This window comes from Actinokineospora spheciospongiae (genome assembly GCF_003182415.1).
GTDB lineage: Bacteria > Actinomycetota > Actinomycetes > Mycobacteriales > Pseudonocardiaceae > Actinokineospora > Actinokineospora spheciospongiae.
The window spans coordinates 480,571-502,765 of record NZ_QHCP01000002.1 but is presented as its reverse complement, the minus strand read 5'-3'; the positions used below and the strand labels follow the sequence as shown (position 1 = coordinate 502,765).

Annotated in this window: 19 protein-coding genes; 8 read left to right on the top strand and 11 right to left on the bottom strand. The window is 72.5% G+C overall.

The window, feature by feature from the left end; genetic code table 11:
- Positions 1 to 31 precede the first annotated feature (31 nt).
- Positions 32 to 1,534, top strand: coding sequence for a glutamate--cysteine ligase family protein (locus DFQ13_RS05945; RefSeq protein WP_110079106.1), 1,503 nt, complete (start codon positions 32 to 34; stop codon positions 1,532 to 1,534).
- Positions 1,535 to 2,077: 543 nt separating this feature from the next.
- Here DFQ13_RS05945 and DFQ13_RS05940 read toward each other — a convergent pair.
- On the bottom strand, positions 2,078 to 3,904 hold the full coding sequence (locus tag DFQ13_RS05940; protein ID WP_110079105.1) for an ABC transporter ATP-binding protein: 1,827 nt from the start codon (positions 3,902 to 3,904) through the stop codon (positions 2,078 to 2,080).
- Positions 3,901 to 5,679: an ABC transporter ATP-binding protein gene (locus DFQ13_RS05935; RefSeq protein ID WP_110079104.1), complete on the bottom strand. Its 1,779-nt coding sequence runs from the start codon at positions 5,677 to 5,679 to the stop codon at positions 3,901 to 3,903. The genes DFQ13_RS05940 and DFQ13_RS05935 overlap by 4 nt, the downstream gene beginning before the upstream one ends.
- A 157-nt stretch (positions 5,680 to 5,836) precedes the next feature.
- Between DFQ13_RS05935 and DFQ13_RS05930 the strand changes: the two genes are divergently transcribed.
- On the top strand, positions 5,837 to 6,058 hold the full coding sequence (locus DFQ13_RS05930) for a hypothetical protein (protein ID WP_035288349.1): 222 nt from the start codon (positions 5,837 to 5,839) through the stop codon (positions 6,056 to 6,058).
- Between the two features lie 78 nt (positions 6,059 to 6,136).
- Positions 6,137 to 6,868: a helix-turn-helix domain-containing protein gene (locus tag DFQ13_RS05925; RefSeq protein ID WP_035288351.1), complete on the top strand. Its 732-nt coding sequence runs from the start codon at positions 6,137 to 6,139 to the stop codon at positions 6,866 to 6,868.
- A 96-nt stretch (positions 6,869 to 6,964) separates the two neighbouring features.
- Here DFQ13_RS05925 and sepH read toward each other — a convergent pair whose 3' ends face one another.
- The 4 genes from sepH to DFQ13_RS05905 all read right to left on the bottom strand — a co-directional run bounded on the left by sepH (position 6,965) and on the right by DFQ13_RS05905 (position 12,663).
- Complete coding sequence (gene sepH / locus DFQ13_RS05920) at positions 6,965 to 8,002, bottom strand: septation protein SepH (RefSeq protein ID WP_110079103.1); 1,038 nt, start codon at positions 8,000 to 8,002, stop codon at positions 6,965 to 6,967.
- Positions 8,003 to 8,269: 267 nt separating this feature from the next.
- Positions 8,270 to 9,406, bottom strand: a complete 1,137-nt coding sequence (serC, locus tag DFQ13_RS05915) for a phosphoserine transaminase (RefSeq protein ID WP_110079102.1) — start codon at positions 9,404 to 9,406, stop codon at positions 8,270 to 8,272.
- A 642-nt stretch (positions 9,407 to 10,048) separates the two neighbouring features.
- Entirely contained in the window at positions 10,049 to 11,410 is a 1,362-nt protein-coding gene (locus DFQ13_RS05910; RefSeq protein ID WP_035288357.1) for a serine hydrolase domain-containing protein, read from the bottom strand.
- A gap of 101 nt (positions 11,411 to 11,511) precedes the next feature.
- Entirely contained in the window at positions 11,512 to 12,663 is a 1,152-nt protein-coding gene (locus tag DFQ13_RS05905) for a citrate synthase 2 (RefSeq protein WP_035288359.1), read from the bottom strand.
- A gap of 346 nt (positions 12,664 to 13,009) precedes the next feature.
- On the opposite strand from DFQ13_RS05905, the gene pdxH reads away from it, so the two are divergent.
- From pdxH to DFQ13_RS05890, 3 genes are all read left to right on the top strand, one after another.
- Positions 13,010 to 13,669 carry a pyridoxamine 5'-phosphate oxidase gene (gene pdxH / locus DFQ13_RS05900; protein WP_110079101.1) on the top strand — a complete coding sequence of 220 codons (660 nt, stop codon included), beginning with the start codon at positions 13,010 to 13,012 and terminating at the stop codon, positions 13,667 to 13,669.
- A 66-nt stretch (positions 13,670 to 13,735) separates the two neighbouring features.
- Positions 13,736 to 15,025, top strand: a complete 1,290-nt coding sequence (locus DFQ13_RS05895) for an MFS transporter (RefSeq protein WP_233438275.1) — start codon at positions 13,736 to 13,738, stop codon at positions 15,023 to 15,025.
- Positions 15,026 to 15,062: 37 nt separating this feature from the next.
- Entirely contained in the window at positions 15,063 to 16,448 is a 1,386-nt protein-coding gene (locus tag DFQ13_RS05890) for an APC family permease (protein ID WP_110079100.1), read from the top strand.
- Here the strand turns inward: DFQ13_RS05890 and DFQ13_RS05885 are convergent, their stop codons facing one another.
- The 3 genes from DFQ13_RS05885 to DFQ13_RS05875 all read right to left on the bottom strand — a co-directional run bounded on the left by DFQ13_RS05885 (position 16,449) and on the right by DFQ13_RS05875 (position 18,129).
- On the bottom strand, positions 16,449 to 16,664 hold the full coding sequence (locus DFQ13_RS05885; protein ID WP_052021887.1) for a hypothetical protein: 216 nt from the start codon (positions 16,662 to 16,664) through the stop codon (positions 16,449 to 16,451).
- Between the two features lie 74 nt (positions 16,665 to 16,738).
- On the bottom strand, positions 16,739 to 17,563 hold the full coding sequence (locus DFQ13_RS05880) for an MBL fold metallo-hydrolase (protein WP_110079099.1): 825 nt from the start codon (positions 17,561 to 17,563) through the stop codon (positions 16,739 to 16,741).
- A gap of 2 nt (positions 17,564 to 17,565) precedes the next feature.
- Positions 17,566 to 18,129: a TetR/AcrR family transcriptional regulator gene (locus tag DFQ13_RS05875; protein ID WP_110079098.1), complete on the bottom strand. Its 564-nt coding sequence runs from the start codon at positions 18,127 to 18,129 to the stop codon at positions 17,566 to 17,568.
- Positions 18,130 to 18,186: 57 nt separating this feature from the next.
- On the opposite strand from DFQ13_RS05875, the gene DFQ13_RS05870 reads away from it, so the two are divergent.
- Entirely contained in the window at positions 18,187 to 19,083 is an 897-nt protein-coding gene (locus DFQ13_RS05870; protein WP_035288367.1) for an aldose 1-epimerase family protein, read from the top strand.
- Positions 19,080 to 20,285 (top strand): amidohydrolase, encoded by a 1,206-nt coding sequence (locus tag DFQ13_RS05865; RefSeq protein ID WP_110079097.1) that lies wholly within the window; start codon positions 19,080 to 19,082, stop codon positions 20,283 to 20,285. Before DFQ13_RS05870 ends, DFQ13_RS05865 begins: the two co-directional genes overlap by 4 nt.
- A 45-nt stretch (positions 20,286 to 20,330) precedes the next feature.
- Here the strand turns inward: DFQ13_RS05865 and DFQ13_RS05860 are convergent, their stop codons facing one another.
- Both DFQ13_RS05860 and DFQ13_RS05855 read right to left on the bottom strand, forming a co-directional pair.
- Entirely contained in the window at positions 20,331 to 20,951 is a 621-nt protein-coding gene (locus tag DFQ13_RS05860) for a hypothetical protein (protein ID WP_110079096.1), read from the bottom strand.
- A gap of 47 nt (positions 20,952 to 20,998) precedes the next feature.
- Positions 20,999 to 22,144 (bottom strand): acyl-CoA dehydrogenase family protein, encoded by a 1,146-nt coding sequence (locus DFQ13_RS05855; protein ID WP_110079095.1) that lies wholly within the window; start codon positions 22,142 to 22,144, stop codon positions 20,999 to 21,001.
- Positions 22,145 to 22,195: the final 51 nt, after the last annotated feature.

The following is a 22,195-nucleotide window of genomic DNA, read 5'->3' as shown; positions in this document are numbered from 1 at the left end:
GTTGGTCTCCCGGCGGGACGGGGAGGGCAATATGGGCCAGGACGTCAGGACCGATGGCGCTACCCGGGAGGACCACGAGCGCTACCGCCGCAAAGTCCGACTGGGCCTCGACGCCCTGCGCCGGATGCTCACCGACGACGCGTTCGCCGTCGCACCGCCCACCATGGGCCTGGAGATCGAGTTCAGCCTGGTCGACCGCGACCGGCAGCCCGCGATGCTCAACCGCGTGGTGCTGGAGAAGATCGACGACCCGGTGTTCACCCCGGAACTGGGCCAGCACAACCTGGAGTTGAACGTCGACCCGCGCCCCCTGGCGGGCGACGAGCTGCGCGGCCTGGAGGACGACCTGGTTGCGAAGCTGGACCTGGCCGAGCGCAAGGCCGCCGACACCGGCGCCTCGCTGGTGATGATCGGCAGCCTGCCGACGCTGCGCGCCGAGCACTTCGACCCCAGGTGGCTGTCGTCGAACGTGCGCTACCGCCGCCTCAACGACCGCATCGTCGCTGCCCGAGGCGAGAACGTGCGCCTGTCGATGGACGGCAGCCCGATGCCCGGCCAGGGCTCCTCCGAACGCCTGCGCAGCCTGCACGACTCGATCCTCGTCGAGTCGGCCTGCACCTCCACCCAACTGCACCTGCAGGTCGCCCCCGACGACTTCGCCGCGAACTGGAACGCGGCGCAGTGCCTGGCCGGGGTGCAGGTGGCGATCGGCGCGAACTCACCGTTCCTGCTGCGCAAGGCGCTGTGGCACGAAACGCGCATCCCGCTGTTCCTCCAGTCCACCGACACCCGCCCAGACGAGCTGAAGAACCAGGGCGTCCGCCCCCGGGTGTGGTTCGGCGAGCGGTGGATCACCTCGATCTTCGACCTGTTCGAGGAGAACGCCCGCTACTTCCCCGGCCTCCTGCCCGAGGTCGACGACGAGGACCCGATCGAAGCGCTGGAGGCCGGGCGAGCGCCCAGGCTCGCCGAGATGCGGCTGCACAACGGCACCATCTGGCGCTGGAACCGCCCGGTGTACGACGTGGGCCCCACCGGCCCGCACCTGCGGGTGGAGAACCGGGTGCTGCCGTCGGGCCCGACCGTGGTGGACCTGCTGGCCAACGCCGCGTTCTTCTACGGCGCACAGCGGGCGCTCACCTCCCCGGACCGTCCCGTGTGGACCCAGATGTCGTTCCAGGCCGCCGAGGAGAACCTCTCGGCCGGGGCGCGGCACGGGTTCGACGCCCGGCTGTACTGGCCGGGCATCGGCTGGGTGCCACCGGAGGAACTGGTGCTGCGCAGGCTGCTGCCCATGGCCCACGCTGGCCTGGCCGAGCTGGGGGTCTCCGCCCGCGTCGCCGACCGGTACCTGGGCGTGATCGAGCAGCGGTGCCTCACCCGGCGCACCGGCTCCTCCTGGCAGCGCGCCGCGGTGGCCGCGCTGGAGGGCCGGGGCCTGGACCGGGACAAGGCGCTGACCGGGATGCTGGGCCGGTACATGGAACTGAGCGCCACCGGCATGCCCGTGCACACCTGGGCGGTGGACCTGTAGGCCGTGCTTCGGCTCAAGCGCCGGTCGTTTGGTGGGTGCCCGGGTGGGTGGATGTGCTCGGCTCGGCCGTCTCCTGCAAAGCCCGGTCTTTGTGTGGGTGTGCCCGGCTGGGTGGATGTGTTTGGCCGGGGCCCCTATGGCGATCATGTGCTCCAGTGCGTCAGGTGGGGCTGAAAAGATGCCCCACCGCCCAGGCAGGCTGTCACATGATCGCCACCCCCGGCCAAACACATCCACCCACCCGGGCAGTTCGCTCGCCGGGCCGGCGGTTGCGGGGGTGGTCGGTTGGGCAAGCACCTCCACCCACCCGGGCAGTTGCTTGGTCGGGCCGCCGGTTCTCGGGGTGGCCGGTTGACCAAGCACCTTCACCCACCCGGGCAGTTGCTTGGTCGGGCCGCCGGTTGCGGGGGTGGTCGGTTGGCCAAGCACCTCCACCCACCCGGGCAGTCGCTCGCCGGGCCGCCGGTTGTCGGGGTCGTCGGCCGGCAAGCGCACCCACCCACCCGGGCACCACCGCACAAGCCCGGGTTGCACGGGCCCGGGTCAGACCAGGGAGTCGCGCCAGGTGGCGTGCAGGGTGGCGAAGTGGCCGCCCCCGGCGATGAGGTCGGCGGGTGGGCCGTCCTCGGCCACCCGGCCGTCGGCGATGACCAGTGCCCGGTCGGCGATCAGGACGGTGGAGAACCGGTGGGCGATGATCAGGGCTGTGCGGTCGGCGAGGACCGACTCCAACGCCCGCTGCACGACCTGCTCGGTTGGCACGTCGAGGCTGGAGGTGGCCTCGTCCAGCACCAGCACCGCCGGGTCGGCCAGGTAGGCGCGGGCGAAGGCGATGATCTGGCGCTGGCCCGCGGACAGCCTGCCGCCGCGCTTGCGGACGTCGGTGTCGTAGCCCTCGGGCAGGGCGGTGATGAACTCGTGCCCGCCCACCGCGCGGGCCGCCGCCTCGATCCGCGGCCGGGTGGCGGTGGGGTCGCCCAGGGCGATGTTGTCGGCCACCGAACCGCTGAACAGGAAGTTCTCCTGGGTCACCATGACCACCGACCGGCGCAGCTCCGCGTCGCCGAGGGAGCGCAGGTCCACCCCGTCGAGGCGGACGGTTCCGGCGGTCGGGTCGTAGAAGCGGGCCACCAGCTTCGCCACGGTCGACTTGCCCGCGCCGGTGGGGCCGACCAGGGCGACGGTCTGGCCCGCGGCGATGTCGAGGTCCAGCGGGTGCAGCACCACCGGGGTGTCGGGGCGGTAGCGGAACTCCACGCCGTCGAAGGTGATGCGCCGACCGCCCGCGTGCCGGGGCAGTTCCACCGGGTGGTCCGGTTCGGCGACGTCGGGGCGCTCCTGGAGCAGGCCGGAGATCTTCTCCAGGGCCGCGGTGGCCGAGGAGTAGGAGTTGGCGAACATGGCGATGTCGTCGAGCGGGTCGTAGAAGCGGCGCAGGTACAGGGTGAACGCGGTCAGCACCCCCAGTTCCAGTCCGCCGCCGATCACCCGCCAGGCGCCGATCGCCAGGACCAAGGCCAGCGACAGGTTGCCGATCAGCCGCACGGCCAGGGTGAAGTGCGCCATGAGGTCGAACGCGCGCCGGTTGGCGCCGCGGAACTCGTCGTTCAGGCTGCCCAGGATCGCCTCGTTGCGCGGCTCGCGGCGGAACGCCTGCACCGCGCGGATGCCGTTCATGGTCTCCACGAACTGCACGATCACCTTGGCGATCGCGCCCCGGGTGCCGCGGTAGGCGCGGTCGGAGTGGCGCTGGAACCACCGGGTGATGAACCAGATCGGGATGAACCCGGCCAGCACCAGGACCGCCAGCGGCGGGTCGAGCACGACCAGCAGACCGGCGATGCCGACCATCGACAGGACCGCGGTGAGGGTGTTCTCCACACCGGTGTCGAGCAGGTCCTCCAGCGCGTCGACGTCGCTGGTCATCCGGGAGACGACCTTGCCGGAGGTGTAGGACTCGTGGAACGACACCGACAACCTGCCGGAGTGCTCGAACACCCGCTGCCGCAGGTCGGTCAGCACGTCGCGGCCGATCCGCCCGGACAGGCGCATGAACGCGTAGTACAGCAGCGAGGACGCCACGGCCAGCGCCAGGTACCCGCCGACGCACCAGGCGAGCGTGGTGCCGTCGCCGTCGAGGGCGCGCGGCACACCCGCGTCCAGGGCGACCGCGATCAGCAGCGGACCGGACAGCGCCGCCGCGTTGTGCAGCACCACCAGTGAGAACGCCAGCAGCACCCACCACCGGCGCGGTCGCAGCAGCGAGCCCAGCAGCACCCGCGACCGCCTGCGCAGCTTCACCCCGACCGCGGCGGTCAGCTCGTCGGTGTCCTCCGCGGCCACCCCGCGCCAGGCCTGCTCGTCGGTCACGCCGACCCCACCCTCTCCCGCTCGTCGTCCAGTGTGGACAGCAGGGCGCGGTAGTCCGCGTTGCCCGCCAACAGGTCGCTGTGCGTGCCGACGGCGGTGATCCGCCCGCCGTCGAGCAGCGCCACCCGGTCGGCCAGCCGCACGGTGCTCGACCGGTGCGCCACCACCAGGGCGGTGACCCCGCGCAGCACCTCCCGCAGCGCGCGTTCCACCTCCGCCTCGGTGTGCACGTCGAGCGCGGACAGCGGGTCGTCGAGCACCAGCACCCTCGGTCTGCCGACCACGGCCCTGGCCAGCGCCAGCCGCTGCCGCTGGCCACCGGAGAGCGATAGCCCCTCCTCGCCGATCCGGGTGTCGAGCCCCCACGGCAGCCGGTCGACGAACTCCTCGGCCTGCGCGATCCGCAGCGCCACCCGCACGTCGGCGTCGGTGACGCCGGGGGAGCCGAGCGCCACGTTCTCCCGCACGCTCGCCGAGAACAGCACCGGCTCCTCGAACGCGGTGGCCACGGCCGTGCGCAGGTCGCCCAGCCGCAGGTCGCGCACGTCCACCCCGTCGACGAGTACCCGCCCACCGGTCACGTCGGCCAGGCGCGGCACCAGCGCGGTGAGCGTGGTCTTGCCGGACCCGGTCGGCCCCACGAGCGCCACGGTCTCGCCGGGGCGCACCACCAGGTCGACCCCGGACAGCACCTCGCCCGCCGCGCCCGGGTAGGCGAAGCGGACGCCGTCGAGCCGCAGCTCGCCGTCCCCGTCGGCGGGCAGCGGCACCGGGTCGGCCGGGTCGGTGACGGTGATCGGCGAGTCGCGCACCTCCCAGTACCGCTCGCACGCCGTCGCCGCCTGGTTGGTCTCGGCCAGCAGCCAGCCGATGGAGTCGGTCGGCCAGCGCAGGTAGGTGGCCACGGTGATGCCCGCGACCAGGGTGCCGATCGACATCGTCCCCTGTGCGATCCCCTGCGTCCCCACCAGCAGTTGCAGGCCGATGCCCAGCTCCGGCAGGAAGATGATCACGCCGATCAGCCCGGCGATGACCTTGTACTTGGCCAGTTCCGTCGTCCGCAGCTCCCGCGCCTGCTGCCCGAACCGGCGGGCGATGTCGGGCCCGCGACCGAACGCCTTGAGCACCCGGATGCCCAGCACCGACTCCTCGACCGTGGTCGCCAGGTCGCCCGCCTGGTCCTGGGACCGGCGGGAGAGCACGGAGAAGCGCAGCTCGTAGCGGGTGGAGATGACGATCAGCGGCGCCGCGCACAGCAGGGTGATCAACCCCAGCCACGGGTCCAGCACGAAAAGCACCCCGATGCCCATCACGATCGTCAGCGCGTTGACCACCATGAAGATCGCCGCGAACCCGATGAACCGCCGCAGCGTCGACAGGTCCGACACGGCGCGGGAGAGCAACTGCCCGGACTGCCACTGGTCGTGGAAGGCGACCGGGAGGCTCTGCAGGTGGTGGTAGAGGTCGGCGCGGAGGTTCGCCTCGATCCGGGTGGACGGTTCGGAGACCAGCCTGCGGCGCAACCAGATCAGGCCCGCCTCGGCGATCCCCAGGACCACGATGAACCCGATCATCCACCCGAGCCCGCCGGTGTCGCGGTGCGCCACCGGGCCGTCCAGGATGGCCTTGACGACCAGGGGCATGGTCAGGCCGCAGGCCATCGAGCCCAGCACCGCCAGCCCGGAGCCGATGAGGTACCAGCGCAGCGGGCGGACGTACGGGCCGAGCCTGCGCAGCGCGGCCAGCCTGGAACCCGGACGCGGGTCCTCGCTCATGGTGCCCCCTTCGTCGCCTCGTCCGACGTTAGCGAGGAGGGACGACAATCGGCATCCGGTTTTCCACAGGTCCGGGTTTCGCTTGCGGCGCAAGGGAAGTGATCACAACGGCGGGGGTTGGCTCGCGCGCTGCGGCCGGGGCGGGCATCATGTGGCCATGACGGTGCGCTTCCTCCGCACGGCGCCGAGCATGGCCTTCCCGGACGGGAGGCTGCTCGCGGTCCGCGACACGCAGGTGTACCTGCTGGCCCCGGACGGGTGGACCCGGTTGGGGGCGCCGCGCACCCGGTCGGCGGAGCCGCTGGACCGGGAGGCCGCGGAGGACTGGTGCGAGCGGGAGGGCTGGGACCTGCACCTGCTGGACGCCGTCCCCGGGTGAGACCGCCCTGGTCGCCGCGACGGCGGCTGAGCACGCCGTGACAGCACGGTCCGCACCCGCTTCCCGAGGGGGGACGGCTTGGCCTGGAGCACCCGGCAGATCGCCGAACTCGCGGGCACCAGCGTGCGCGCGGTGCGGCACTACCACGAGGTGGGCCTGCTCGCCGAGCCCGAGCGCCGGGCCAACGGCTACAAGCGCTACGGCGTCGCGCACCTGGTGCGCCTGCTGCGGATCAAGCGCCTGACCGACCTCGGGTTCTCCCTGCCGCAGATCGCCGGGATGGGCAACGCCGACGAGCACCCCGAGGAGGCGCTGCGGGCGCTGGACGCCGAGGTCGCCGGGACCATCGAGCGGTTGCAGCGGGTGCGCGCCGAACTCGCCCTGATCCTGGACAAGGCCGCCCCCACCGACCTGCCCGCCGAGTTGGCCCAGGCCGCCGCCGACGCGAAGCTGACCGCCGCCGACCGCTCGTTCGTCGTGGTGATGAGCCGGTTGCTCAGCCCCTCGGCCATCACCGCCTACCGGGGGATGCTGGAGGCCTACAGCGCCGATCCCAGCACGGACGAGTTCGACCACCTGCCCCCCGACGCCGACGAGCAGACCCGCGAGGACCTGGCCCGGCGCATGGTCGGGTACATCCGCGAACTCCAGGCCGACCACCCGGGGATGCGGGAGCTGAAGGCGGACACACCGGCCGCCGCGCGCCTGGCCGCGCAGACGATGGCGACGGCCCTGCACGACCTCTACAGCCCGGCCCAGGTCGACGTCATCCGCCGCGTGGGGAGGCTGCTCGCGCTCGACCCCGGCTGACCGGTGCCCCGACTGCCCTCAGTGGACGCTGGTGGGAACGCGGAAGCCCCGGCTCTGGTGTGAGCCGGGGCTTCCGCGTTGCGTTCCGGTGCCGTGCTACCCGCGGTTGGAGCGGGTGCCCAGGAGGACGTCCTCCCACGAGGGGACGATCGGGCGGGCCTTCTTCCCCTTGGCGGGGCGGCGGGCCGCGGCGGGGTCCTGCTTGCGGGGCGCGTCCTCGGCGGGGGCGTCCGGCTGCTCGGGCTCCGGGGCCTGCGCCTCCTCGGGGAACTCGACCACGGCGGCGGGCTGGGGGGCGGGGACCGGCTCCGGGACGGCCAGTTCCTCCTCCAGGTCCAGCGCCACCGGTGCCGGGGTCGGCTCGGGCTCGGGCGTCAGCTCGAAGTCCTCGACGAAGTCCTGCTCCGGGTCGCGGCGGTCGGGCTCGGCGGCGGGCACCACCGGTGCTGAGGGGGCCGCGGGCGGCTGCTCGGGCCCCGGGTCCGCGGTCTCCAGGCTCATGGCCGCCTGGGCCAGCTCGGTGACCGGGCGGACCGTGCGCAGGGTGCGGGTCGGCTGCGGGTCCAGCAGGTCGTGGGCGTGCTCGTCGAGCGGGGTGACCGTGCCGCCCTGGGCGCCCGGGCTGAACGACCAGTGGGCGCGGTTGTGCGACCGGCCCGCCGTCCAGCTCAGGCGAACGATCCACTTGCCTTCCTCGTTGCGCCACGAGTCCCACAGCGCGACCTCGGCGTAGTCCTGCCCGCGCAGGGTGAAGGCGTGCTGGACCACCTCGTCGAGGGTCCGCACGTCCGGGCCCTCCTCGCGGACCGGGTGCGCCCGCTGGGCCATCTCGGCGTAGCGGGAGCGCTCCTGCAGGACGGGGTAGGCGAAGCGGTCGATCTTGTGCGTCGGGAGGCCCGAGGCCTCCGCGACCTGCTCGACGGACTCACCCGCACGGATGCGGGCCTGGATCTCACGAGGACGCATCTGGCTCTCCAGCTCGATCTCGATCTGGCCGAGTCGGGTGACGTCTCCTCGGGCGGCCGCGCGCAGCCGCTCGTCCGCCGGGAGGGTGAAGCGCTCGCCTCGCGCCGAGTCCTCGCAGACGATGGTCTTGCCATCGTCCGCCAGCCCGACGACCCGCAGCGCGCGCATCGAGCACCTCCCGTACGACATGAGCAGAAATCACTCGTCTGCGTCCCACGGTAGATCGGCGGTACGGCCTGACGCGCCAGGCGCGCCGCGATCCCCGTGACATCCACTCGTGATCTTGCCGTATCCACCGGGGCCGCCGCATCCCGATTGGGGCGCGGTTCACCCATTCGCGAGCGTGTCAGCGTGGACACGCCGGAGGGCCACCGCCGATAGTGATCGGTTGGTGGCCCTCCGGGGTGATCACCCGGGCAGTTTAGCCCGAACGGCTCAGCCGAGGCGCTCGACGACCCAGTCGATGGCGTTGGTGAGGGTGGTCACATCGGTCGGCTCGATGGCCGGGAACATGGCCACCCGCAACTGGTTGCGGCCCAGCTTGCGGTACGGCTCCACGTCCACGATCCCGTTCGCCCGCAGCGCCTTGGCCACGGCCGCCGCGTCGACCCCGTCGGCGAAGTCGATCGTGCCCACGACCTGGGAGCGGTGCGCCGGGTCGGCCACGTACGGGCTGGTGTACGAGGTCTTCTCGGCCCAGCCGTACAGGCGGTCCGAGGAGTCCTTCGTGCGCGCGGTGGTCCAGTCGAGACCACCGTTGCCGTTCATCCAGTCCAACTGCTCGGCCAGCAGGAACAGCGTCGCCACGGCCGGGGTGTTGTAGGTCTGGTCCTTGACCGAGTTGTCGACCGCCGTGGTCAGCGACAGGAACTCCGGGATGAACCGGTCGGTCGCGCCGATCTCGGCCACCCGCTCCAGCGCCGCCGGGCTCATCAGCGCCAGCCACAGGCCACCGTCGGAGGCGAAGGACTTCTGCGGGGCGAAGTAGTAGCAGTCGAAGTCCTCGGCCTTGACCGGCAGACCCCCCGCGCCGGAGGTGGCGTCGATGGCCACCAGCGCGCCGTCGGACCCGGCGGGCCTGCTGACCGGCACGGCCACACCCGTCGAGGTCTCGTTGTGCGCCCACCCCACCAGGTCGGCACCCTCGGCGTAGGCGATCTCGGGGGCGCTGCCCGGCTCGGCGCTGACCACGATCGGGTCGGCCAGGAACGGGGCCTTCTTGTTCACGGTGGCGAACTTCGAGGAGAACTCACCGTAGGTGAACAACTGCGCGCGCTCCCGCACCAGCCCGAACGCGGCGGCATCCCAGAACGCGGTGGTGCCACCGTTGCCCAGGACCACCTCGTACCCCTCGGGCAGGGAGAACAGGTCCCGCAGGCCCGCGCGCACCCGGCCGACCAGGGACTTCACCGGCTTCTGGCGGTGCGAGGTGCCCATCAGCTTCGCGCCCTCGGCGGCCAGCGCCGCCAACTGCTCCGGGCGCACCTTGGACGGCCCGCAGCCGAAACGGCCGTCGGACGGCTTGAGCTCCGCGGGGAGCTCCAGCGTGCTCGGATCGGCGGTCTGCGTCATCTCTGCGCCTTTCAACGTGCCGGTTGGGCTTCGGCACCCAGCCTAGGCCCGTCCACCATGTGGTCCCACTCGGCTGGGGTGGCCTCGGGGTCGCCCGATCCGGTCGATCGCGGGCTGCGGGGGTGGGCAGGACTTCTTGTTCAGTCGTGGCTGTGGTTCAAGGGCCCGGTCGTTTTGGGGGCGTGCACGGGTGGATCTGCTCAGCCGTGCCGTGGTTTCAAAGTCCGGTCGTTTGTTGGGCGTGCCCGGGTGGGTGGATCTGCTTGGGCGGGGCCCCTACAGCGATCATGCGCCCGGTGTGACCGAGTGGGGCGAAAAGAGTGCCCCACTGCCCAGGCAGGCTCGCACATGATCGCTTCCCCCACCCAAGCACATCCACCCACCCGGGCATTCTGGCGCCGGGCCGGCGGTTTGTTGGGTGGTCGGTTTCGCTGCGCCCGGTGGGGTTCGCGGTGGCGGGCTGGCGGGTGGCTGGTGGCTGGCCCGCCCGGCCGCCGGTTTGTCGGGTGGTCGGTAGCCGGGCCGACGGTTTGTCGGGTGGTCGGCGGCTGTGCGGTGTGGGCCCCGGGTGGCCGGCCGCCCGGCCGTTGGTTTGGCGGGTGGCCGGGCCGCCGGGTTCGGGGGTGGTGGATCGGTGTCGGGTCAGGGGTGGCGGGGGCGCCAGCCGTGCTTGTCGACGCCGCCGGGGATGGCTTCGGGGGTGCCGTAGGGCTCGCGGGTGAAGATGAAGGTAGCGAGGTCGAGGTGGCTGGGGGTGCCGTCCGGGGTTCGGTGCAGGGTGAGGGTTTCGCCCGCGTAGTAGCCGTCGAGGCCCTGCCAGGTGTCTTCGGCTGTGGGGCGGAAGCGGGAGGCCCGACCTCGGCCCGAGGTGGGGACGAGGTTGAGCAGGCGGTCGGGCAGCAGCTTGAGGGTGTACGGGGTGGGGCCCCAGTGCCACTGGCCGGTCAGGGCGAGCAGGGCCGGGTCGACCTCGGGCATCGGTTCCCACTCGGCGGGCAGGGCGGGTTCGTGCTGCTCGACGAGGTCGATCAGGTCGGCGGCGAGGGTGCCGACGCCGACGCCGGAGGTGCTGTTGGCCAGGCAGAGGGCGCCGGTGCCGGTGGCGGGGTCGGTGAGGACCATGGCGAGGAAGCCGGGCATGGAGCCGCCGTGGCCCGCCAGGCGCCTGCCCTTGACCCGCATGGTCTGCAGGCCCAGGCCGTAGCCGGAGGTCCAGGTGTCGTCGTCCTCGACGTGGGCGGGTTCGCGCATCTCGGCGACCGTGTCCGGGTGCAGGACGTCGCCGGTGTCGCCCGCGAGGAAGCGGGTCCAGCGGGCCAGGTCGTCCACTGTGGACCAGAGTTGGCCCGCGGGGGCCATCGCGCCCGCGTCGGGGGTGGGCTCGTGCAGCAGGACGTCGGCGTAGGGGTGCACCGCCCAGCCGGTGGCCGCGTCGGCCTGCGGGTGCGGGGTGGTGCGGGCCATGCCGAGGGGTTCGAGGACCTCCCTGGTCAGGGCCTCGTACCAGCCGGTGCCGCGGTGGCGGGCGACGAGTTCGCCGAGGACGCCGAAGCCGACGTTGGTGTAGTGGAAGCGGGCGCCGGGGCGGTGCCTGGTGGCCTCCGGGCCGAGGCTGGCGTTGAGCGCGGCCCAGTCGCCGCCCGCGGCGCGCTCCCACCAGGTGCCGGGGGACTCGGAGGTGAGGCCCGCGGTGTGCGCGAGCAACTGCGCCACCGTGGCCCCGCCGAAGGTCGTGCCCGGCACGTGCCGCTCCAGCGGGTCGTTCAGGTCGAGCCTGCCCTCGTCGCGCAGGCGCATGACCAGGGCGCCGATGAAGGTCTTGGTGATCGACCCGATGCGGTACTGGGTGTCGGCCGTCGGCGGCCTGCCCTCCACCTTGCCGCGGCCGCCGCTCCAGACGAGCCGGTCGCCCCGGACGACCCCCGCCACCAGGGAGGGGGCCCGGCTCGCCGCCTGCTCGGTGGCGAGCCTGCGCAGCAACGCGAACTCAGTGGTCTGCAACATGGGGAGATTGTCGGGCATAAGGTGATCCGATAATTCCCCGGGCACGGCGAAGGCCGCCTCCCCGGGTGGGGAGACGGCCTTCGCGCTGCGCTGCGGGGGGACTAGTGGTTGATGGTGTCCCAGCCCTCGACGTCCTCGGGCTTGCGCGGGCTCGGGCCGATGTACTTGGCGGCCGGGCGCACCAGCTTGCCGGTGCGCTTCTGCTCCATGATGTGCGCGCACCACCCGGCGGTGCGGGCGCAGGTGAACATCGCGGGCATCATGTGCGTCGGGACCTCGGCGAAGTCCAGGATGACCGCGGCCCAGAACTCCACGTTCGTCTCGATGGCGCGGTCCGGGCGGCGCTCGCGCAGCTCCGCCAGCGCGGCCTGCTCCAGCGCGGCGGCGGCCTCGTAGCGGGCCGCGCCCAGTTCCTGGGCGGTGCGGCGCAGCACGCGGGCGCGCGGGTCCTCGGCCCGGTAGACCCGGTGGCCGAAGCCCATCATCCGCTCCTTGCGGTCGAGCAGGCCCTTGACGAAGCCGCGGGCGTCGCCGCTGCGCTCGACCTCCTCGATCATCGGCAGCACCCGGGCCGGGGCGCCGCCGTGCAGCGGGCCGGACATGGCGCCGATGGCCCCGGACATGGCCGCGGCCACGTCGGCGCCGGTGGAGGCGATCACCCTGGCGGTGAAGGTGGAGGCGTTGAGGCCGTGCTCGGCGGCGGAGACCCAGTAGGCGTCGATGGCGGCGACGTGCCGGGGGTCGGGCTCGCCGCGCCAGCGGGTCATGAACCGCTCGGTGATGGTGCCCGCCTCGTCGATGCGCCGCTGCGGGACCGCGGGCTGGTGGATGCCGCGGGCGGACTGGGCCACATAGGACAGTGCCATGACCGAGGCGCGGGCGAGCTGCTCGCGGGCCTCGTCGTCGGTGATGTCGAGCAGCGGCCGGTAGCCCCAGATGGGGGCCAGCATGGCCAGCCCGGCCTGCACGTCGACCCGGACGTCGCCGGAGTGCACCGGCAGCGGGAACGGCTCGGCCGGGGGCAGGCCGGGGCCGAAGCGGCCGTCGACCAGCAGCGCCCACACGTTGCCGAAGGTCACCTTGCCCGCGAGGTCCTCGATGTCGACGCCCCGGTAGCGCAGCGAACCGCCGTCGCGGTCAGGCTCGGCGATCTCGGTGTGGAACGCGACCACACCCTCCAGCCCGGGGCGGAAGCCGTCGTCTGGTTCGGCCGCCGGGTTGTGCGCCGATTTGTCCTGCACCGCGTGTGTCATCTCTGCTCAGCCCTTCCAGCGCCATGTGCGTGACGGTTCGCCCGCAGCGGTCGCGACAGCACCAGGGGCAGCTTCGTGGCAGGTCACCGGCGCCGGGCACCACTGCACGGCTGGAAAAAACTTTCCTCTCTACTCCGCTCGTTAGCAATCGTTCACTCTGGTGGGATGTGTCACGATCCAGTGAACCGATCCAGACGACCCGACGCCCACGGTGGGTGACGAACCCGGTTCGGGGGCAAGGATTCGGTGGTCGTGGTCACCTTTCGAGCGGTTTCCGTTCACCGGGAATCCCCGTACCTTTCAGGTTGCGAGGTGATCCCGGCGCGCCACTTGCGAGGAGAACACGATGCCTGACGGTGACATCGCCCTGAAGCTCCCGACCATGCGGGTCGCCTACGAGGGCGGCACGCTGGGCGAGTCCGAACTGCTGCCGACCTGGCACGAGCAGTTGCAGCGGTGGCTCGACGAGGCCGCCTCCCAGGGCCTGCCGGACGCGAACGCCATGGTGCTGGCCACCGCGGGCAGTGACGGGATGCCGTCCTCGCGCACCGTCCTGGCCAAGGGCCTCGACGAGCGCGGTGTGGTCTTCTTCACCAACTACACCTCGGCCAAGAGCCACGACCTGCTCGCCACCCGCTACGCCTCGGCCACCTTCCCCTGGTACGGCCTGCAGCGGCAGGTGACGGTACGCGGGACCGTGGAGAAGGTACGCAGTGCCGAGACCGCCGCCTACTGGGCGCAGCGGCCGCGCGGCTCGCAGCTCGGCGCCTGGGCCTCGCCGCAGTCCATCGTGGTCAGCGGTCGCGGCACCCTGGAGTCGGCGCTGGCCAATGTGGAGCGCCAGTTCGCCGACGCCGAGACCATCCCCGTCCCGCCGCACTGGGGCGGCTGGCGCATCCAGCCCGAGACGGTCGAGTTCTGGCAGGGCCGCGCCGACCGGATGCACGACCGGCTGCGCTTCAAGAACACCCGCGGCGGCTGGAAGGTCGAGCGCCTCGGCCCCTGACGGTCCCCTCCCCGGCGCCGCGGACGTCACAGCGGGCAGATCCTTAGCTGGCCTAAGCTCTCTGTCGTGAGCAACGGAGTCCCACCGCGCGGTCGCCTGCGGACCACCCTCGGCAAGATCGTCATCGACACCCGGCCGCTGCGCGTGCGCGACTACCGGATGCTGTGGTTCTCCACGGTCGTCACCGCCGTCGGCAGCCAGCTCACCGCGGTGGCCGTGCCCAAGCAGGTGTTCGACCTGACCGGCTCGTCGGCCTACGTGGGCCTCGCGGGCGCGGTCGGGCTGGTGCCGCTGCTGGTGTTCGGGCTGTGGGGCGGGGCGATCGCCGACGCCCTGGACCGGCGCAAGGTCATCGCGGTGAGCAACCTGGGCGTCGCGGTCACCTCCGCGCTGTTCTGGATGCAGGCGTTCCTCGGCTTCGACTCGGTGACCTTCGTGCTGGTGCTGCTCGGCGTGCAGCAGGCGTTCGTGGCGGTCAACGCGCCCGCGCGCAGCGCCGCCGTGGCCCGGCTGGTGCCCAGGGAACTCATCCCGCCCGCCAACGCGCTGAGCTTCACCACGTTCACCTTCGGCACCGTGTTCGGGCCGCTGCTCGCCGGGGCGCTGATCCCCGTCCTCGGCCTGTCCACCCTCTACCTGATCGACACGGTCGCCCTGGTGATCGCGCTGGCGTGGGTGCTGCGGCTGCCCCCGATCCCGCCCGGCGAGGGCTCCACCCGTACCGCGGGCGTCGCCGACGTCGTCGCCGGGTTCCGCTACCTGGTCGGGCGCAGGCTGCTGCTGGTGTCGTTCCTGGTCGACATCATCGCCATGGTCGCCGGGATGCCCAGGGCGCTGTTCCCGGAGATGGCCGAGCGCACCTTCGGCGACCCGCCCGGCGGGGGTGTGGCGCTGGGCCTGCTCTACGCGGCCATCCCGATCGGGTCGGTGGTGTTCGGCCTGTTCTCCGGCTCCTTCGCCCGCCTGCCCCGGCAGGGCGTGGTGATCACCCTGGCGGTGTGCGGCTGGGGCCTGGCGGTCGCCGCGGCCGGGCTGACCTCGTCGCTGTGGCTGGCGGTGCTGTTCCTGGCCATCGCGGGCGGGTCCGACCTGGTCAGCGCCGTGCACCGCAGCTCGATCCTGCAAACGGAGGCGACCGACGAGATGCGCGGACGGATGCAGGGCGTGTTCACCGTCGTGGTGGCGGGCGGGCCGCGGATCGCCGACGTCCTGCACGGCTGGGGCGGCGCCGTGTTCGGCACCGCCGCGACGGTCACCATCGGCGGGCTGCTGGTGGTCGTGCTGACCGTGGTCGCCGTGGCCGCGCTCCCCGCCTTCTGGCGCTACCGGTTCACGGCGGACGTTTCCCGAACGTGACCGCCGCCCCCGCTGCGACCTGGGAGACTTTCCGCCCATGACGGACAAGTCGGGGGTCGCGCGGGAGGTCGGGGCGGACGGGCAGCCGGAGCTGAAGCGGGTGATCGGCCCCGGGCTGCTGCTGCTGTTCGTGGTCGGCGACATCATCGGAACCGGGGTCTACGCGCTCACCGGGACGGTGGCGGGCAAGGTCGGCGGAGCGCTGTGGCTGCCGTTCCTGCTCGCGTTCGCGGTGGCGTTCCTGACCGCGTTCAGCTACCTGGAGCTGGTCGGCAAGTACCCGCGCGCGGCCGGGGCGGCGCTGTACGCCAACCGGGCGTTCAAGGTCCAGTTCCTGACGTTCATGGTCGCCTTCGCGGTCATGTCCTCCGGGATCACCTCCGCGGCCTCGGCGGCGCAGGCGTTCGGCAACACCTACCTGCGCAAGCTGATGGGCGACTCGCTGACGATCCCCACGGTGTGGATCGCGGTCGGCTTCGTGCTCCTGCTCGCCGCGGTCAACTTCCGCGGCGTCGCCGAGTCGCTGTGGGCCAACGTGGTGCTGACGTTCATCGAGCTGTCCGGCCTGCTGATCATCATCGTGGTCGGCGTGTACGCGGTCAGCGGCGGCCAGGGCGACCCGGCCCGGCTGACCCAGATCGACACCGCGGGCCAGTCCCCGCTCATCGCCGTCACCTCCGCGACCGCGCTGGCGTTCTTCGCCATGGTCGGCTTCGAGGACTCGGTCAACATGGCCGAGGAGTGCCGCGAACCGGTGCGCATCTTCCCCCGCGCCATGCTGCTCGGCATGGGCATCGCCGCGGCCGTCTACGTGCTGGTCGCCCTGACGTCCTCGCTGCTGCTCCCGGCCGACGAACTGTCCTCGGCGGGCAGCGACGCGCTGCTGCGGGTGCTGTCGGTGGGCGCCCCGGGCTTCCCCCTGTGGGTGTTCGCGCTGATCGGCCTGCTGGCGGTCGTCAACTCCGCCCTGATCAACATGCTGATGGCCAGCCGCCTCGTCTACGGCATGGCCCGCGAGCGGATCATCCCCCCGTTCTTCGGCACCGTGCACCCCGGCCGCCGCACCCCGTGGGTAGCCATCGCCTTCACCACCGCCATCGCCGCCGTGCTGGTCGCCACGGTGAACATCAACGACCTGGGCGGCACCACCTCGCTGCTGCTGCTCGTCGTCTTCACCCTGGTCAACGTCGCCGTCCTGGTCCTGCGCCGCGACCCGGTGGAGCACCAGCACTTCCGCGCGCCGACGGCGCTGCCGGTCATCGGCGCCGTCACGTGCGCGTACCTGGCCAGCCCGCTGTCGGGGCGGCCGGGGCGCGAGTACGCGATCGCGGCGGTCCTGCTGGCGGTCGGGGTGGTGCTCTACCTGCTCAACCGGTTGGTGCTGGGGCGGGTGCGGTCGGGCGCGGCGCAGTCGTCCGGGTGATCACCGCTCAGCCGCCGGGTTGTCCCCGGGGGCTGAGCGCTCAGCCGCCTCGGCCTGCGAGAGCCCGGCTTCCCCGCGCAGCCGGGACAACTCGAAACCGACCACGTACGCCTGTGTCCGCGCGTGGGCCACCGCCCGCGCCCGGTCCACATCCCGCCCGCTCGCCGCATCGATGCGCGCCTTGTCGGCTCGCGTCTCCTGCCATGACCGCGCCATTGCCCAAGCCCTCCCCGCGTGGTTCCCGCCCATGGTCGGGTATTCAGTGTTCCCCCGCTTGACCGGGGTTTGTTTCAAGATGTGAAGCGGGTCAGTTCGGTGTTGTCGTGGGCGGAGAAGACGGTGATGTTGTCGTTGTCGCGGTGTAGTTCGCGGAGGCGTTGCTGGTTGGCCAGGCGGGTTTCGGCGATCGTCTGGGCTTGGGCCTCGAACGCCTTGAGCAGCGGGGGGATCGACGGGGTGGGGTTGAGCTGGTCGCGGTGGAAGTAGGCGTCGCCCGCGTGCAGGAGCCAGCCTGAATCGGTGCGGACGGCGACGCCCGCGTGGCCGCGGGTGTGGCCGGGGAGGGGGATGAGCAGGAAGTCGTCCTCGGGGAGGTCGGGGAGGGGGCGGACCGACTCCAGGCCGAACCAGCGGTCGCCGCCGGTGGGTTCGTGGACCTGCCACTTCGGGCCGTGGGCCCACTGGGCCTTGCGGTAGCGGGTCTTCTCCGCGGCGGTGCGGGGGTCCATCGCGGCGCGGAACTCGGGGCCGTGGACGTGGACCGCCGCCTCGGGGAAGTCGGAGATGCCGCCGACGTGGTCGAGGTCGAGGTGGGTCAGGATGATGTGGCGGACGTCGGCCGGGTCGTGGCCGAGGGCCTTGAGCTGTTCGAACGCCGTCACCGCCGGGTCCAGCCTGGGGCGGGCCACCAGCAGGAACGGCGGGGGCAGGGTGGCGCGCGGGTTGGTCAGGTCGGCGCGGGAGAAGCCGGAGTCGACCAGGACCAGGCCGTCGGCGGACTCCACCAGCAGGACGTGGCAGCACAGCTCGGCCGGGCGGAGCAGGCCGGGGCGGCCGTCGACCAGGCTGCCGCCGAGGGGGCGCATCGGACCGCAGTCCAGGTGGTGCACGCGCATGTTCAGTGCCTTTCCAGCAGGTGCCGCGCGGTCGCGGCGACCGCGCGCAGGGGGGCGGTGTCGCGGCAGGTGCGGGCGAGCAACTGCGCGCCCTCGACCAGTGCGAGCAGGGTGGTGGCGAGGTCGACGGAGCGGTCGCCGAAACCGTGGTGGCGCAGGTGTTCGGCGAGCAGGTCGTGCCACCCCGCGAAGGCTCGCGCGCACGCCTCGCGCACCCGGTCGGCGTCGGCGTCCTGGGCGATTGTCCCAACGGGACAGCCGAGGGTGAAGTCGGACGCCGTCATTCGCTCGATCAGGTGATCGATGATCGCGGAGAGCCCGGCTGCCGGGTCTTCGGCCGTCGCCAGCGCCTCCGCCATCTCGGCGCGGAACTGCTCGCCCGCGAGGGCCGCCGCCTCGGCGGCGAGTTGCTCCTTGCCGCCGGGGAAGTGGAAGTAGAGCGAGCCCTTGGGCAGGCCGCCCTCGCTGAGCACCTGGTTGAGGCCGGTGCCGTGGTAGCCGCGGGCGCGGAACAGCTCGACCGCGGTGCGCAGCGTCCGGTCGCGGGTGTCGGATCGTGGGGCCACGAGCCGTACTATACAGACCGGTCTAGTGAGTAGCGGGAGGCCGTTAGGCTCTGGACCATGAACGCTGAGCAGTGGGAGATCCGTTCGGGCCGGGCCCGCGCCGTCATCTCGGAAGTGGGCGCCACGCTGCGCGTGCTGGAGCTGGGCGGGGTCGCGTACGCCGAGACCTTCGACGCGGGTGAGCCCGCGCCGATGGGCGCGGGCGCGGTGCTGGTGCCCTGGCCCAACCGGGTGGCGGGGGCGACCTGGCCGCTGGAGGGGGTGGTGCAGCACCTCAACGTCACCGAACCCGAGCGCGGCAACGCCAGTCACGGCCTGGTGCGCAAGGAGCTGTGGACCGCGGGCGAGCGCACCGAGGACTCGGTGACCCTCTCGGTCGTGGTGGACCGCCGCCCGGGGTGGCCGTTCACCTTCGAGGCGACGATGACCTACCTGGTGGACGACAACGGCCTGACCGTCACCCACGGGGTGCGCAACCTGTGCGCCGACCCCATGCCCTTCGGCGTCGGCGCCCACCCCTACCCGCGCCCCGGCGCCCTCGACGTGGACGACTGCGTGCTGCGCCTCGCCGCGACCACCCACCTGCCGCTGGACCCGGAGAAGATGGTCCCCTCCGGCCCCGCCACCCCGATCACCGAGCACGACTTCGCCGCGGGCGTCCCGCTGCGCTCGCTCACCCTCGACGACGCGTTCGGCGGCTGCGAACCCGGCCCCGACGGCCTGGTCCACCACTCCCTGACCGGACCCGGCGGCGGCGTGGAGGTGTGGGCCGACCCGGTGTTCGGCTGGGTGCAGGTCTACACGCCGGACTCCTTCCCCGGCCGCCCCGGCCGGGCCGTGGCGATCGAGCCGATGACCTGCCCGCCGGACGCGCTGAACTCCGGCACCGACCTGCTGACCGTCGCGCCGGGGGACGGCTGGACCGGTTCGTGGGGGATGAGGTCGGTCTCGTGACTATCGCGGTGACAGGCGGTTATGTGGTTCCGGTGGAGGGTACTCCCATCCACGGCGGCACGGTCCTGATCGACGGCGGCAAGATCGTCGCGGTCGGCCCGGCGGCGGAGGTGGACGTCCCCGACGACGCCGAGGTCGTCGACGCGTCCGGGTCCTGGGTGCTGCCCGGCTTCGTCGAGGCGCACGGCCACCTCGGCGTGCACGAGGAGGCCGAGGGCTGGGCGGGCCAGGACACCAACGAGATGACGGACCCGGTGACCGCCAGGGTCAAGGCCCTCGACGGCATCAACCCCGACGACGAGGGCTTCCGCGACGCGCTCGCGGGCGGTGTCACCACGATCGTGGTGAAACCGGGGTCGGGCAACGTGATCGGCGGCCAGACCGTCGCGGTGAAGCCGTGGGGCCGCACCGCCGACGAGATGGTCCTGCGCGACCCGGTGAGCATGAAGAGCGCGCTCGGCGAGAACCCCAAGCGCGTCTACGGCGAGAAGAAGACCATGCCGTCGACCCGCTTGGGCGTCGCCGCCGTCATCCGCGACGCGCTGACCAAGGCGCAGGACTACAAGGCGCGCCGCGACGCCGCGGAGGGCCCGTTCGACCGGGACCTGACGTGCGAGGCGCTGGTGCGGGTGCTCGACGGCGAACTGCCGTGGTGCCAGCACGCGCACCGCGCCGACGACATCGCCACGGCCCTGCGGCTGGCCGAGGAGTTCGGCTACCGGCTGGTGCTCAACCACGGCACCGAGGCGCACCTGCTGGCGGACCTCATCGCCGAGCGCGACATCCCGGTGGTGATCGGCCCGCTGTTCACCTCGCGGTCCAAAGTGGAGCTTCGGCGGCGGACCCTGCGCAACCCGGGCGTCCTGGCGCGGGCCGGGGTGCGCATCGCCATCACGACCGACCACCCGGTGGTGCCGATCAACTTCCTGGTGCACCAGGTGACGCTGGCGGTGAAGGAGGGGCTGGACGAGGAGACCGGGCTGCGGTCGATCACGGTCAACCCCGCCGAGATGCTGGGGCTCGACGACCGGGTCGGGGCGTTGAAGCCCGGGCTCGACGCCGACGTGGTGATCTGGTCCGGGGACCCGCTGGACGTGATGAGCCGCGCGCTGCGGGTGTTCGTCAACGGGCGGCAGGTCTACCGGTTCGACGAGGGCAGCGGGGTGGGCGTGACCGAGAACCCCTACTACAGCGAGGGCTGACGGCCCGTTCGCGGGGTGCCCGTCGTCCGGGCGCCCCGCGAGCGGTCAGTGGGCCAGGTCGACTATCTCGCCCACGGTGCTGTCGGGGCGCCTGCCGCAGTTGTAGAGGACGCTGGCGACCGCGTACATCCCCTGGGCCTCCTCCGGGTGGCCGTGGGCGCGGTGGGCCTCGACCAGCAGTGCCCGCTGCTCCGGTTCCGTGAGGACGAAGAAGGTCCGGCAGGGGGTCGTCCCGTCGCGGGGGTCCTCGGAGAGCACGGTGGTGGCCAGGGTCGCGCCCCCGATCCCCAGCACGACCGCCGCGACGGTCCCGGCGACCAGGATGCGCAGGGTCGGGCGCCGGGGGGTTTCCGGTTCCTCGGGTTCGGCCGCGGGGACCAGGGCGGCGACCGACGCCCGGAAGGCGGGGTCGGTGCTGAACTGCCGGTCGAGGACCTCCGCCAGGGCCGCCCGGCGGCGGGGGGACTGGGGATCGGCTTCGAACACGTCGTAGGTGCCGGTCGCGCGGGCGTGCCGCAGGCGGCCGATGACCAGGTCGAACAGGGTGTCGGCGGCCCGGCGGTCGGGGCCCTCGATCGTCGGGAGGCGGGCCAGGACGTCCACCACGCTCTCGGTCAGGCGCACGGCGTTCACCCCCGGGTCGGGGGGCAGGACGGAATTCCGCATGGCGTTGTGTCGTCCTGTTCCTCGGGCGCGTTAGGGGGCCGGCCAGTTTACGACCGCTTGAGCTGCCGGGCGATCACCACCCGCTGGATCTGGTTGGTGCCCTCGAAGATCTGGGTCACCTTGGCCTCCCGCATGAAGCGCTCCACCGGGAAGTCCCTGGTGTACCCGGCGCCGCCGAGGACCTGCACCGCGTCGGTGGTGACCTTCATGGCCGCGTCGGTGGCGACCAGCTTGGCGATCGAGGCCTGGCGGACGAACGGCAGGCCTCGGTCGCGCCTGCGGGCCGCCTCCAGGTAGGTGGCGCGGGCCGACTCCACGGCCGCGGCCATGTCGGCCAGCAGGAACTCCACGCCCTGGAAGTCGACGATGGCGCGGTCGAACTGGCTGCGCTGCTTGGCGTAGGCCACCGCCTCGTCCAGTGCGGCCTGGGCCAGGCCGACCGCGCAGGCGGCGATGCCGAGCCGCCCCGAGTTGAGGGCGTCCAGGGCGAAGCGCAGGCCGTCGCCCTCGGCCCCGATCAGGCGGTCGGCGGGGACGCGGGCGCCGTCGAACACCACCTGCGCGGTGGTCGAGCCGGTCAGGCCCATCTTGCGCTCGGGCGGGGCGGCGGTCAGGCCGGGGGTGGCGGCGTCGACGAGCAGGCAGCTGATGCCCCTGGGTCCGTCGTCGGAGGTGCGGACCATGGTGGTGTAGAAGTCGGCCTCGCCGCCGTGGGTGATCCAGGCCTTGGTGCCGGACACGGTGTACTCGGCGCCGTCGCGGCGGGCGCGGGTGCTCAGCGCCGCCGCGTCCGACCCGGCGTGGGTCTCCGACAGGGCGTACGCGCCGAGCAGGTCGCCGCCGAGCATGTCCGGCAGGAACCGGTCGCGCTGCTCGTCGGTGCCGTGCTGCGCCAGGGCCCAGCAGGACATGGTGTGCACCGACAGGCCGACGCCGACCGACATCCACGCGGCCGCGATCTCCTCCACGACCTGGAGGTACACCTCGTAGGACAGGTCCGCCCCGCCCCACCGCTCGGCGTACGGCAGGCCCAGCAGGCCGCTGCGGCCCAAGAGGCGGAACTGCTCGCGCGGGAACTGCCCCGCCTCCTCGTGCTTCGCCGCGTCGGGCGCCAGCTCCTCGCGGGCGATCTCGCGGACGAGCTTGAGCAGGTCCTCGGCGTCGGAGTCGGGCAGGAGGCGGTCGGCGGGCATCGGGTCCTCCAGGTCGGAACTGGGTACTGAAAACAGTACTGGCGTGCCATC

Excerpts from the sequence above, each read along its gene's own strand:
- sepH (WP_110079103.1), bottom strand. The coding sequence starts at position 8,002 with ATGCGCGCGCTGCGGGTCGTCGGGCTGGCGGACGATGGCAAGACCATC.
- DFQ13_RS05885 (WP_052021887.1), bottom strand. The coding sequence starts at position 16,664 with ATGGCGCGGTCATGGCAGGAGACGCGAGCCGACAAGGCGCGCATCGAT.
- DFQ13_RS05870 (WP_035288367.1), top strand. The coding sequence starts at position 18,187 with ATGAACGCTGAGCAGTGGGAGATCCGTTCGGGCCGGGCCCGCGCCGTC.
- DFQ13_RS05930 (WP_035288349.1), top strand. The coding sequence starts at position 5,837 with ATGACGGTGCGCTTCCTCCGCACGGCGCCGAGCATGGCCTTCCCGGAC.
- DFQ13_RS05860 (WP_110079096.1), bottom strand. The coding sequence starts at position 20,951 with ATGCGGAATTCCGTCCTGCCCCCCGACCCGGGGGTGAACGCCGTGCGC.
- DFQ13_RS05890 (WP_110079100.1), top strand. The coding sequence starts at position 15,063 with ATGACGGACAAGTCGGGGGTCGCGCGGGAGGTCGGGGCGGACGGGCAG.
- pdxH (WP_110079101.1), top strand. The coding sequence starts at position 13,010 with ATGCCTGACGGTGACATCGCCCTGAAGCTCCCGACCATGCGGGTCGCC.
- DFQ13_RS05855 (WP_110079095.1), bottom strand. The coding sequence starts at position 22,144 with ATGCCCGCCGACCGCCTCCTGCCCGACTCCGACGCCGAGGACCTGCTC.
- DFQ13_RS05935 (WP_110079104.1), bottom strand. The coding sequence starts at position 5,679 with ATGAGCGAGGACCCGCGTCCGGGTTCCAGGCTGGCCGCGCTGCGCAGG.
- serC (WP_110079102.1), bottom strand. The coding sequence starts at position 9,406 with ATGACGCAGACCGCCGATCCGAGCACGCTGGAGCTCCCCGCGGAGCTC.
- DFQ13_RS05910 (WP_035288357.1), bottom strand. The coding sequence starts at position 11,410 with ATGTTGCAGACCACTGAGTTCGCGTTGCTGCGCAGGCTCGCCACCGAG.
- DFQ13_RS05945 (WP_110079106.1), top strand. The coding sequence starts at position 32 with ATGGGCCAGGACGTCAGGACCGATGGCGCTACCCGGGAGGACCACGAG.
- DFQ13_RS05880 (WP_110079099.1), bottom strand. The coding sequence starts at position 17,563 with ATGCGCGTGCACCACCTGGACTGCGGTCCGATGCGCCCCCTCGGCGGC.
- DFQ13_RS05905 (WP_035288359.1), bottom strand. The coding sequence starts at position 12,663 with ATGACACACGCGGTGCAGGACAAATCGGCGCACAACCCGGCGGCCGAA.